This is a genomic window from Geobacillus sp. DSP4a, from assembly GCF_013096875.1.
GTDB classification, from domain to species: domain Bacteria; phylum Bacillota; class Bacilli; order Bacillales; family Anoxybacillaceae; genus Geobacillus; species Geobacillus thermophilus.
Genome location: NZ_SDLD01000017.1, coordinates 19303 through 31283, shown reverse-complemented (window position 1 = coordinate 31283; position 11981 = coordinate 19303). Strand labels below are relative to the sequence as shown.

10 protein-coding genes are annotated in these 11981 nt (G+C 52.6%); 5 read left to right on the top strand and 5 right to left on the bottom strand.

All coding sequences use genetic code 11. The features are described 5' to 3' along the window. The first annotated feature begins 129 nt into the window (after nucleotides 1-129). From ETC02_RS07795 to ETC02_RS07775, 5 genes are all read left to right on the top strand, one after another. The gene (locus tag ETC02_RS07795) at nucleotides 130-771 is read left to right on the top strand and encodes a YigZ family protein (RefSeq protein ID WP_171698171.1); all 642 of its coding nucleotides are present in this window, start codon (nucleotides 130-132) and stop codon (nucleotides 769-771) included. Nucleotides 772-803: 32 nt separating this feature from the next. Further along, a complete protein-coding gene (locus tag ETC02_RS07790) occupies nucleotides 804-1811 on the top strand; it encodes an LCP family protein (RefSeq protein ID WP_033009502.1) in 1008 nt (335 codons plus the stop codon). A gap of 241 nt (nucleotides 1812-2052) precedes the next feature. After that, nucleotides 2053-4500, top strand: a complete 2448-nt coding sequence (locus tag ETC02_RS07785) for an SH3 domain-containing protein (RefSeq protein WP_033009503.1) — start codon at nucleotides 2053-2055, stop codon at nucleotides 4498-4500. 217 nt (nucleotides 4501-4717) lie between these two features. Next, on the top strand, nucleotides 4718-5395 hold the full coding sequence (locus ETC02_RS07780; protein WP_014196792.1) for an SH3 domain-containing protein: 678 nt from the start codon (nucleotides 4718-4720) through the stop codon (nucleotides 5393-5395). 3 nt (nucleotides 5396-5398) lie between these two features. Beyond that, nucleotides 5399-6733 (top strand): SpoIID/LytB domain-containing protein, encoded by a 1335-nt coding sequence (locus ETC02_RS07775; RefSeq protein WP_033009504.1) that lies wholly within the window; start codon nucleotides 5399-5401, stop codon nucleotides 6731-6733. Between the two features lie 144 nt (nucleotides 6734-6877). On the opposite strand, the gene ETC02_RS07770 is transcribed toward ETC02_RS07775, so the two are convergent. Genes ETC02_RS07770 through ETC02_RS07750 form a run of 5 tightly spaced genes read right to left on the bottom strand, consistent with a single transcriptional unit; the run spans nucleotide 6878 to nucleotide 11977 of the window. Next, entirely contained in the window at nucleotides 6878-8134 is a 1257-nt protein-coding gene (locus ETC02_RS07770; protein ID WP_011232627.1) for a glycosyltransferase family 4 protein, read from the bottom strand. Next, nucleotides 8131-8397, bottom strand: coding sequence for a hypothetical protein (locus tag ETC02_RS07765; protein ID WP_013146451.1), 267 nt, complete (start codon nucleotides 8395-8397; stop codon nucleotides 8131-8133). Before ETC02_RS07765 ends, ETC02_RS07770 begins: the two co-directional genes overlap by 4 nt. Further along, nucleotides 8394-9476 (bottom strand): glycosyltransferase, encoded by a 1083-nt coding sequence (locus ETC02_RS07760; protein WP_014196795.1) that lies wholly within the window; start codon nucleotides 9474-9476, stop codon nucleotides 8394-8396. The genes ETC02_RS07765 and ETC02_RS07760 overlap by 4 nt, the downstream gene beginning before the upstream one ends. Next, on the bottom strand, nucleotides 9473-10588 hold the full coding sequence (locus ETC02_RS07755; protein ID WP_014196796.1) for a glycosyltransferase: 1116 nt from the start codon (nucleotides 10586-10588) through the stop codon (nucleotides 9473-9475). Before ETC02_RS07755 ends, ETC02_RS07760 begins: the two co-directional genes overlap by 4 nt. After that, nucleotides 10589-11977: an O-antigen polymerase gene (locus tag ETC02_RS07750; protein ID WP_050367834.1), complete on the bottom strand. Its 1389-nt coding sequence runs from the start codon at nucleotides 11975-11977 to the stop codon at nucleotides 10589-10591. Nucleotides 11978-11981 lie beyond the last annotated feature (4 nt).

Sequence of the window (11981 nt, the reverse complement as noted above, 5' to 3'; positions counted from 1 at the left end):
TAAAAGCATGCTCTATCTATTGCTCTTTTATTTTTAGTTTACCATAATGAGAGTAGAGCGCTAGCCGTTCTTGCAAAAAAATAAACAAATAAACCGTTTGCACGATGTTGATCGTTGAGGTGTTTCGTTTTGTTGCAAAAATATTACACGGTTAAAGGATACGGTGAACACGAAATCGTAATTGAAAAATCACGGTTTATCTGCTATGTCAACCGCGCGGAAACGGAAGAAGAGGCTATCGCCTTTATTCAACAGATCAAGAAGAAGCATTGGGACGCCACCCACAACTGCTCCGCCTATTTGATTGGGGAGCATGACCAAATCCAAAAAGCGAACGATGACGGTGAGCCGAGCGGCACCGCAGGGGTGCCGATGCTTGAAGTGCTGAAGAAAAAAGGATTGAAAGACACCGTCGCCGTCGTCACCCGCTACTTCGGCGGCATCAAGCTCGGTGCGGGCGGCTTGGTGCGTGCATACAGCCGCGCCGTCTCAGAAGGCCTGAACGCCGCCGGCATCGTCGAACGCCGGCTCATGCGCGTCATGCATGTCACGATCGACTATTCGTGGCTTGGGAAGGTGGAAAATGAGCTGCGCTCTTCCGTATATACTATTAAAAATATCCAATATGCCGACCGCGTCACGTTTGATGTTCTCGTTCCCGAGGACGGCCAGTCTTCGTTCGGCGAGTGGATGACCGAACTGACAAACGGAAGGGCGGACATTCAGGCGGGAGCGATGGAGTATGCCGAACGGTTGCTTCCGTCTTCCTAAAACGACACCGTAAAGGAAAGAAGGGTTAAACGATGAATCATACAAGAAAAACGGTGAAAAAGCGAAAGAAAAAAAAGCGGCTCCGCCGATTATTTTTGCTCGTGTTTCTTCTTTTGCTCGGGGGTGTCGGCGCCTTTGGCTACAATATTTACTCCGAGACGAAACAGGCGTCAAGCAAAATTTATCAAGCGCTTGATCCATCAAGCAAGCCTGCAAGAAATATTGAAATGCGCAAAGATCCGTTTACCGTGCTGTTAGTCGGAGTGGAAAACCAGTACCACGACGAGGAGGGGCGGTCTGATGTCGTCATGCTTTTGACCGTCAATCCGAAGACGAACAAAGTGTATTTGTTGAGCATTCCGCGCGACACGCGCGTTTACATCCCGAGCGAAGGGCGGAAAGACAAAATCACCCATTCCTACAGCTACGGCGGCATTCAATCGACGATTGCAGCCGTCAATGAGCTGATCGATGTACCGATTGACTATTACGTGACGACTGATTTTGAAGGGTTCGAAAAAATTGTCGATTCCCTCGGCGGCGTCACGGTAGATGTTCCGTTTACATTCAAAGCTCAGCTGACAGGTTCGCTCAAATGGCATACGTTCCATAAAGGCAAACAAGAGTTGAACGGCAATGAAGCGCTCGCCTATGTGCGCATGAGAAAATCGGACCCCCGCGGCGACTTTGGCCGAAACGAGCGGCAAAAACAAGTCATTCGTGCCATTATTGACAAAAGCACGTCCATCACCTCGCTGCCGAAGCTGGATGACATCATCGCCGATTTAGGGGATCACGTGCGGACGAACATCCCTCCGGCCGATTTGTTGTCGTTCATCTATGTCTATCAAAAAATGAAAAACGTGGACGTACAAAATCTGCATCTAGAAGGATACGATGAAACGATCAACGGCGTGTACTACTACATCCCCGACGAGCAATCGGTCAGCTCAATCAATGAAACGCTGCGGCAAGCGCTCGAGACGTCCAACGCCTCCCTCACGCGCAGCGATTCACCATCCACACAAAACCAAAATTAACGATCACAAAGAAGGTGCTCCCAAAAGCAATGGGGCGCCTTTTTCCATTTACAGCGTATATCATGCCGCAATGATGATGAAAGAACACAACTTTTCATGTCCTCTGCTTTTTTTCTCTCTTTTTCAACAAAACTTTTCATTTTTTCTCATAATAGGACTGAATTCGGGTTGGATAAAACGGCAAAATTCGCTATGATAGTATAGAAAACGCAAACTTGAGAAAAAAGGGGGGATCGAATCCTTGAAAAAAACGCTTCTTTCCGTCTTGTTGGTGACTTGCCCGCTGTGGCCGTCGGCCGCCTTGGCCGCCGATGGAAGTCCGTCCTCATCCTCACCGACACTCATGGTCGCTGAGCATAACGCTTTGCTGAGGAGAGGAGCGACGGATTCCTATCAAATCGTCGAATCCATTTCCGCTGGCCAACAAGTAAAGGTCATCGACAAGTTCCAAAACGCTGCTGGCGAAACGTGGTATCGCATCGAATATAAGGGCATCACGGGCTGGGCGCGGGCAGACGACTTTTCTGAAGCGCATGTCTCTTCCGCCTTCCCTAACGTGATGTTCGCCAAGCAAGACTCGTTGCTGAGAAGAGGGGCAACCGATTCATATCGATCCGTTGGTTCGATTCCCGCTGGCCAACAAGTGAACGTCATAGACGAGTTTCAAAATGCCTATGGTGAAACGTGGTACCGCATCGAGTACGGAGGCGTCACCGGCTGGACGCGTGCGGACAGCTTTTCCAACCAACCGCCTTCCATGCTCGTCGGAAAGCGTGCGGTGATCGCCGCCAACGACATCGCGATGCGCAAGGGGGCATCCCCTTACTATCCGGTCGTCAAAACACTGTCTAACGGCGATGTCGTCTCCATCATTGCCGAGTTCACCAATTCGCTCGGGGAACAGTATGTGCGTGTGGAGTGGGCGGGAGTCAAAGGATGGGTGAAAACGGAACAGATCTACATACCCAAACAGCTTCCGACACTTTTGCCGACATTCATGAACGTTGTGCAGTCCTCCCCGGTTCGCCGCGGGGCGAGCGTCCATTACCGCGCCGTCGCCACAGTGTCACGCGGTCAATCTGTCAAAGTGATCGATTTGTTCGTCACAAATGGTCAGGAACTTTGGTGCCGCGTTGATCTCGGACATGTCCGGGGATGGGTGTCGGAAAAAGTGTTGACGATGTCATCAACCATGTCGGTTCCAAGCGGTGTCTCGGATACGTCCAGCGTCTCAGGCCAGCCGCTGACGGTCAGCGTTTCGGTCGCCAATGTGCGGCAAGCTCCATCTTTAAAAGCAAAAGTCGTCACCCAACTGAAAAAAGGAACCAAACTGAACAGCCTGTCAAGCGCCAAAGATGCGTCGGGAGCGCTTTGGTACAAAGTGTCCCTCAATGGAAAAACGCTCGGCTGGGTGCACAGGACGGTCGTAACCAAATCCTACCTTTCCCCACCAGCCAGCCAGGGGATGCAAAAGCAGGTGACCACCGCTAATGCGGCGCTGTTTGCCGAACCTTCGTTGAGCGCCGCCGTCATCGAGCGGATTGCGAAAAACCGAACGGTCACGGTTTTGAAGACGACAGAAGCATCTCCGTTCGACTGGGTGCAAGTCACCTCTGCATCGGGGAAAACGGGATGGATGCCGGTGTTTGAAGTAAAAGCCCCATCCTACGTATACGTCAAACAGGCGGGCACTCCGCTGCGCCGAGGTGCCTCTTCGAACTATCAATCGTTGAAGGCGTTGGCAGCGAATGAGCGGCTTGCTGTCCTTTACGAATATCATGGATGGCTGAATGTCGAAACATCCAATGGCGTCCGCGGATGGGTGGAGGAATCAAGCACCTCTACCGTCGCCTTAAATAGTCTCGTTGAACCGACGTTTTCGACCATCAACGAAGATGCCTATTTGACGTGGAAAAAAACTTCTAATTTCCGCGTCTCCTATTCGTTGTTGCCGGGCAATCGTCTGAAAATCACCGGCTCGTTTTCCTACGCTGAAGTCCCGTCGACCGACATTCCAGGCATCCAAACGGTGGAGTGGAACGGCAGCAGCCTGCTCATCACCTTTGAACCGGGGTACACGTTCACCCTGCGCCATTACAGCGACCGATTGGCGCTGAAAATTCTCGAGACCGGACTCAAGGGCAAAAAAATCATCATTGACGCAGGGCATGGGGCGCACGACACCGGGGCGATCGGCCCTGGCGGCACGCGGGAAAAAGATATTACTCTCGACACCGCCTTATTGCTAAAAGAAGAATTGGAGCGGGCCGGAGCGATCGTGAAATTGACGCGAAGCACCGACATCTTTTTGGAGCTGTCGGAACGGACATGGATCGCCAACAGTTCCGACTACGACGCCTTTATCAGCATTCACGCCGACTCGTACTCGCGGACATCTCGCGGAACGACAACGTACTACAACGTATCGAGCAACTTCAATGGGCCAAAAAGCAAGCAGTTGGCCGCCATCGTGCAAAAACATCTTGTCCAACAGCTCGGAACATATGACCGCGGCCATAAAACGCAAGACTTTTACGTCAACCGGAAAAACGAGCTGCCGAGCATTCTCGTTGAGCTCGCCTTCATCTCCAATCCAAATGAAGAGGCGCTGCTCAAAACGAAAGCGTTCCGCCAAAAAGCGGCCGTCGGCATTCGCGAAGGACTGGAAGAGTATTTCAGCCAATTCTAGTTTGTTCGCGTTCGGAGAATAATAGCATGAGAAGGCCGGTAATGCAACGGATTGCAAAGCTTTACGACGGAGTTCGTCAAACTGAGAAACATGGCAGCATCGCGTTTTCATTCCTTGCGATTCCTCATGAACCGAGCGAATCCGTTGTTTTTCACCGGCCTTTTAGGAAAGCTATTATTCTCCTTTCTTTCCATATCCAAAAACGGGGGAGATGAACATGATGAAACGAAAAGCCAAATGGGCCGTTGCTGCCAGCCTAGCGGTCGGAATGACGGCAGGCGCCCTCTTGTTTACGCCATCGGCGATGAAAGCATCGGAAGAAGTCGTGTTAGCGAGCGTCGACTGGGTGACTTCCCAGCTCAACCCGATGAAAAACGACATTGCCAACCTGAAAGCACAACTGGCCGCCCAGCAACAACAAATTCAACAACTTCAACAACAACTTGCTAGCAAACCCGCTTCGCCTTCTTTGCCTTCTGTCGTCTATGTAGTGAAAAACAATGCGGCCGTCCGCAGCGGAGCGTCAACGAGCTACCGCGTCATCACTTATAAACAGGCAGGGGCTTCACTGCAAGTGGTCGGGGCGCACCTTACTTCCCAAGGATTGTGGTACAACATCATCCTCTCCTCATCGTTGAAAGGTTGGATTTATTCCGGCGATGTCTCGACATCCGCCGTCAGCAGCGACAGCACCAAGCACGTCATCGCCACGGCCGCGGTCAATATTCGAAAAGGAGCGACGACTTCTTATCCGATTATTGCGACCGTTCCAAAAGGGACAGAGATGGTCTATATTCAGCCGTTTACCAACAGCAAAGGGGAGAAATGGTACAACGTGCAACTGTCTGATGGGCGTCGGGGTTGGATGGCCGCTGAATTTGGTGAGGTGAAGTAGACGGTGAAAAAATTGGCGTGGTTGGCCGTCGGCCTGTTTTTGCTCATCGTCTCTCCTTCCGCGTCGAACGCCGCTGGGGTGAAAACGTACAACAATCCCGTGCAAGTCCTTTTATATAAAGGGACATCGGTGACAGTCGCCGTCGAAGGAAACTATCAAATCGTCAATAAAGAGACGTTGACGATTACCCCGTTGCCAAGCAAGACAAATCTGACATTTCGGTCTTCCTCTTCGACCGTGTTTGTCACGTACAATGGAAAGACGGATTTTTCAAGCACCGGATTTACTATTCAAGAAACAATCGGCGCGGCGCCGTTGTCCCTTGTCAAGGTGAACCAAACGCGGTATCGGGGAAGCGTCGACATTCGCCTGCAAAACAGCGCCTTGTATGCTGTCAATATTTTAGATATGGAAGATTATTTAAAAGGAGTCGTGCCGAGCGAGATGCCTGCCTCTTGGCCGCTTGAGGCGCTGAAGGCGCAAGCCATTGCAGCCCGAAACTATGCCTATAAACATAAAACAAGTTTGACGACCAATCCAAACACACAGACGTATAAAGGATATGATGGAGAATCTCCACGATCGAACGCGGCAGTGGATGCAACAAGAGGATTGTATCTGAAATATAATGGCAGTATCATTGAAACGTATTACCACTCGACAAGCGGCGGCAGAACCGCCAATGTAAGCGACGTCTGGAACTCGTCGCAAACCGCCTACCCATATTTGGCGAGCGTCGATGACCCGTATGAATCATCGCCGTACAGCCGATGGTCATTCACCTTCTCCCCAGCTGTGCTGTTGCGTTCGTTCGGGTTCACCGATCCATCGGTTGTTTTATACGACGTCTCGATCGCCAAAACCGGCGCGAACGGAGAAGTGGGTGCCGTCACGATTGAAACCTCGGCAGGCGAAAAAACGGTGAAAGGCAATGAGACGACCATCCGCAAACTGTTCCCGCTAGACGGCAATCAATTTTACGGCATCTTGCCGTCCAACTGGTTTGACATTCAAGTGCAAAAAAGCGGTCCATTCGTGTCGATTCAAACGGCCAGCGGCAACATCGCCGCCTCTTCCTTGTCATCTTACTCCGTCCAAACAGGGAACGGAACCGTTTCGCTCGCCGGCGTCGAAGGAATCAAGGTGCAAACAACGGATGGCATCGTGCCGCTTTCCGCCTCGCCGTCAGGGGTTAGCTCGATCACTGTCACTGGAAAAGGATGGGGGCACCGGATCGGCATGAGCCAATACGGAGCAAAAGCATTTGCCGAGCGTGGATGGACGGCGGAGCAAATTTTAGAGCATTACTTCCGCGGGGCGGAAGTCTCGTTCGAGTGAAAGCATGACGATTGTGAAGGAAAACATCACTCGCATTCCAACACTCCCGACGCGGTCGGAAAATATCTTTCCAAATGGAAACATAGCCGCTTTTCACATAAAGGAAAGGGCATCCTGCTTATGAGCGGGACACCCTTTTCTTTTTTATTGTTCCGTCGGCCAAACGGATTCGCGTTTTGTTTCATCGCCAAGGGCGTGAAGCAAATCGTCGACAATGCGAATCCATGAGTATTGCTCCACCGCCAACTTGCGCCCATTTTCCGCCATCTTTTCGTATTCCTCGCTCGGAAGGCAAAGCAACTCGAGAACCGCTGCAGCGATCTGTTCAGGATTTTCTGGAGGAGCGATTTTTCCGCAATGATATGTTTCTAAAATCTCAGCGCTCTCCCCTTCGCCGCAATACAGCACCGGGGTTCCGGTGGCGATCGCCGGGAAAATTTTCGACGGCCTTGCCCCTTTAAACAAATCGATGTTGCGCAGCGAAACGATGCTGTAATCGGTGATGGAGAAAATCTCCGGCATCTTCTCAACCGGAACGGATCCGTAAAACGTCACATTGTCAAGGCCGAGCTCTTCTTTTAACGCCATCAGCTTTTCTCGCTCTTGGCCGTCGCCGACAAACAGGAAATGCGCCCGTTCATCTTTTGCTTTGACGATGGCCGCCGCCCGCAGCACCGAATCGAGCCCTTGGGCGTATCCCATCGTTCCGGCGTACGTAAACACCACTTTTCCTTCGAGCCCTAATTCCGCAAGCAGCTTCTTGTTTTTCGGCAGCGGGCGAAACACATCCGTGTTGACGCCGTTCGGCAATAAAAAGACATCCTCGGGCGCCTTCCCTTGCTCAATCATATAATCGCGAATGCCTTCCGTCGCGGCGGCGATTTTCCAAGCCTTCCGGTATAAAAACAGCTCGAGCCATCTCGCCATTCGGATGAACAGCCGATTTTTCAAAATGCCGAGCTCAACGGCCGATTCCGGCCAAATGTCAGCGACGTTGAAGACAAACTTCGCCCGTTTCAACTTCGCGCCCACGTACCCGGTGATCCCTAAAAACAACGGCGGGGAATTGCAAATGATCACATCCGTCGGCTTCGCTTTCACAAGCAGCGAATAAAACGAGCTGAACGTAAACGAAAAATACGAAGCGAGCCGTTTCCAAAAGCTCCCCTTTGGCGACGGATAAATCCATGTCCGATGAACGGGAATGCCGTCCCATTGTTCGAACAAATAAAACAGGCCGCGGTATGGCTTGGGGATGACGCCGTGCGGGTGATGCGGGAACGCCGTGAGCACTTCCACTTGATGCCCCCGTTTGATCAGCTCCTTGCTCACCTCATACACACGAATTTGCGGTGCGCCTGTTTCCGGCGGGAAGTGTTGGCATAGGTAAATGATCCTCATGGCCCGCTCCACACCACTTTCCCAAAAAATCGCAAACGAACGTTCCATTTCGAGCGCCAAGAGGCGAGCGCAAACGAGGCGTGGAAAAGGGGAAACGCCCCCCTGGCATCGTCCCGCTGTCCTTGGATGGATAATCGTTGCCGCGAACCGACGGTCATCATGAGCTTGCCAACGGAAAGCCGCCGGCTTCGCGACTTAGCCTCCGCTTTCGGCAACAAACGAGCACCAACCGCGGCGGCTGATATGACGGCTTTGTTCCTCATCGACTCCCTCCACCGCCTTTCAACGTTTGCTCATACAATCGGATCATGCGCATCGCATTTTCCGTCCAATCGTAATGTTCATGGACATGGTTGACGCCGTTTTCCCCCATTCGTTGCCGCAGCCTCTCATCAAGCAGCAGCCGTTCGAACGCCTCCGCCAGCTTTTCCGGACTGTTTTTCGGCACGATCAACCCCGTTGTTCCCTCACGGACGACTTCCGGCAGCCCGCCGACGTTGGAGACGACAACGGGAACGCCGCACGCCATCGCCTCGACGGCGGCAACGCCAAAACTTTCGCTGTCTTCAGTCGAAGGCACGGCGAAAATATCCATTTGATTGATATACAGCGGCACTTGTTCGTTCGGAACTTTGCCGGCAAACGTCGTCACGGATTGGATGCCGAGGCGGGCGCACAGCTCCTCGTATTCACTCCGCTGCGGCCCGTCGCCGACGATCAACAGCTCCGTTTGCGGATGCCGCTCGTGCACAATGGCAAACGCCCGAATCAAATCGGCGATCCCGTACTTGTCGGAAAGAGCTTTCACCGTGCCGATCGTCACGGTCCGTTTCGGCTGTTTCGGCAACGGTTTGAAGCGGGCGACATCAACACCAAACGGCGTCACTTCGATCGGTTTGTCCGTATACTTTCCGGTTTCTTTCGCCATCACACGGCTTGTCGAACAAATGACATCCGCACGCTGGAATGTATATTCAAGCATCCGTCGGTTCCAACGATTGGCATTCGGAAACTGATACACGTCGCGCCCCCAGACGGAGACGTAAAACGGATGATACCCCGCAAGCGCCCCGATCAACCCGTAGCTGGAGGCATAATGGGCGTGCAAAATATCTGGTCGAAACGAAGCGAGCAGCCGCTTTAATGAAAAGACAGTGGAAAAATACGACAACTTCCCCGGCAGCCATTTCGGCAGCACGACTGTCTCGACTTCTTTCGCTTGCTCCGGCCCGTAATGGTCTTTAAACGTCACGACTTTCACATCAATGCCTTGCGTTTGGTAAAAGCGGGCCCACTTATGCGTATGGATCGATTTGCTTGGAGCCAATAAGGCGACTTTCATCGGAGGCCCCCCACCAACGTTTCTTTCACCTTTTCCACTCTCGCTTCCCACGAATGTTTCGCCATAAACGTCTGCTCAATGCGCAAGCGGCACTCCTCGAGCATGTCCGCCATCTTGGCGATCGCTTCTGCCATCGACGACGGGTTGTCGTCGCAAATGACGCCGTACCCATCCGCTTCAATCAGCCGCTTTTGCGCTGAGCAAGCGGTGGCGACAATCGGCAGGCCGCTCGACAGATAGTCAACCAGCTTGACGGGAACGGAAAAATCATTGTACTCGCTCCGCCGCCGCGGGATGAAGGCGAAATCCATCTCCGCATACAAACGGTCGAGCGCTTCGCCGCTGACGTGCTCGACGCGCACTTGCAAGGCGGCAAGCTCTTCTTTCACCGCAAGCGGCTGCCGCTCGTACTCGTCTTTTCGGCAGACGACGGTGAGCGAAACAAGCGGCTTGCGGCGGTTTGCCAAGCGAATCGCCTCGAGCAGGAGCAAAAGCCCATAGTCGGCATTGTTGATGCCGCCAACATAAATGGCATTCAGCGGCTGTTTCGCCGTCCCGAACCGCTGAAACGGCTTTTGCTTCCCACCCGGCGGCAAATCAACCATCGGGCGGCGGATCGCGACATATGTTCCCATTTCGAGGCTCGGCAAAAAGATGACATCGCAGTACCGCTCGTAAAACCGTTCTTCCCAACGGTACATCATTTGCATGGCCGCTTTTTTCCAACCACGGAGCGGATACAAATCAGGAAACTTCCAATAGACGTCGCGGTAAAAGACGCCGATCGGAACGTTGCGGGCTTTCAAGTAGCGGAGAACGTCCCGGTCGACGAACGGACGTTGCGGCCGGTGTCCTGGGTCAGTGAGCCAAAGCGGAATCGTCTGGTTTTCCATATAGCAAAACCAGACATCATCGAGCTTGCCTTGGCTGCGGAGCTCTTGAAATTGCTTCTCCCGCTCGGCTGACGTGCCGGCGATCAGAAGAACGTCCACTCCCTCTTTCGCTCCCCAACGCAAAAACGCCTGATGCATTTCATACGGCCGCAGCTTTGACCCGCTGTTTCGTTCCGCGGCGAGTGAAAACGGGTAATAAATCAATACGGTTTTCATCATTCATCCCTCATCAGTGATTCGCCTTTTCGTTGCAAACCATGCCCGTAAATCCCCCTGCACCCGCAGCCATAACGCCATTCCGCCAAACAACGCCACGATCAGCACCCAGGTCGGATTGAACAAAAAATCGGTGAACCCACCGACGAGCGTGCGGGGGATGTTAACGGAAAAATAAACGAACAAACTTAAAAACAAAGGATTTTTTGGCAGCCGTAGAAACCCAATGTACAACAGCTGCGTCACGACACCGACATACAGCGTGCCGATGACGATTCCAACGTAGCCAAAGTTCGCATACGCCTCAGCGACAAAGAGCGTATTGAGCACCCCTCCCGTTCCATCCTCGATCCGCTCCGGGAACACGTGCGCCATCACGAGGCGGGCGGAGCGGACGTTCTCGACGTCAAACAACCCTGTTAAAATCGAGGGCAAGCTTTTTCCATAAAGAAATGGCAGCGCTTCGCCGAACAAATTCAAATGAAGAAACGTCGGCGCGATTTGCGCCAAAATCATGCGGCCGATCGGGCCCTTGTTGTAAGACAAAAAGGTCGTGGCATCTTGCACCCCTTGAATGACGATGTACATGCCGACGAGCACCGCCGCCCCCACTCCCCCATACAGCGCCAGTTTCACCGCCGACAGCCTTGTTTTTCCAATGTAAATGCGAATGAGGAAAAACATCATCACATAAAAGAAAATCGGCGATTTGGCCAAATCATACACATTGACGAACACCGCCCCGACAAACAGACAGATAAACAGTAGCTTCCACCGCCACTCGTGCGTCAGCTCGGCAAACAAATAAGCGATAAACGACAAAAGCGGCGTGAGCGTAATGGCAAAAATATTGCGAACGAGCACGTTTCCGGCAAAATGGCGCGACGCCTCAATGCGCAACGCAGCCAAGCTCTCATCCGTCCCTGTCAAGAGCGCAAACACCGGAATCGTCGGCGTTTTCCAAATCATATACGCAATGGCGGCAAAACTGAGCAGCGACAGCGCCAAAAACGCATAAAACACTTGGCTGCCCGTCGCTCCGGCCAACGGGGAAAGCGGCTTTTGCAAATAGGCGCGAAACTCCTGCCTGGCTTCAAATCCGCACAGCCTTGAAACGACCACCATCGACAGCGGGAACACGATCATAACGAAGCTGACGACGAAAAACCCGATCTGCCGGTATTCCTCGGGCCGAAACAACTTGCGAATCATGTAGTAATCATCCATTCCCAATGCGATCAGCAGCGCGCCGATGAAGCTCGACAGAAGGAACGAGTAATAGTACACAATCGACACGAGATTCGGTGCCTTCCATGAAAGCGTCCCCGCTGCATAGCGAAACATCAAGGTGGAGGCGACAAGAACAATCAACCAGATCAACACGTCCAACATGCCG

Excerpts from the sequence above, each read along its gene's own strand:
- ETC02_RS07760 (WP_014196795.1), bottom strand. The coding sequence starts at position 9,476 with ATGAAAGTCGCCTTATTGGCTCCAAGCAAATCGATCCATACGCATAAG.
- ETC02_RS07755 (WP_014196796.1), bottom strand. The coding sequence starts at position 10,588 with ATGATGAAAACCGTATTGATTTATTACCCGTTTTCACTCGCCGCGGAA.
- ETC02_RS07765 (WP_013146451.1), bottom strand. The coding sequence starts at position 8,397 with ATGAGGAACAAAGCCGTCATATCAGCCGCCGCGGTTGGTGCTCGTTTG.
- ETC02_RS07790 (WP_033009502.1), top strand. The coding sequence starts at position 804 with ATGAATCATACAAGAAAAACGGTGAAAAAGCGAAAGAAAAAAAAGCGG.
- ETC02_RS07770 (WP_011232627.1), bottom strand. The coding sequence starts at position 8,134 with ATGAGGATCATTTACCTATGCCAACACTTCCCGCCGGAAACAGGCGCA.
- ETC02_RS07780 (WP_014196792.1), top strand. The coding sequence starts at position 4,718 with ATGATGAAACGAAAAGCCAAATGGGCCGTTGCTGCCAGCCTAGCGGTC.
- ETC02_RS07750 (WP_050367834.1), bottom strand. The coding sequence starts at position 11,977 with ATGTTGGACGTGTTGATCTGGTTGATTGTTCTTGTCGCCTCCACCTTG.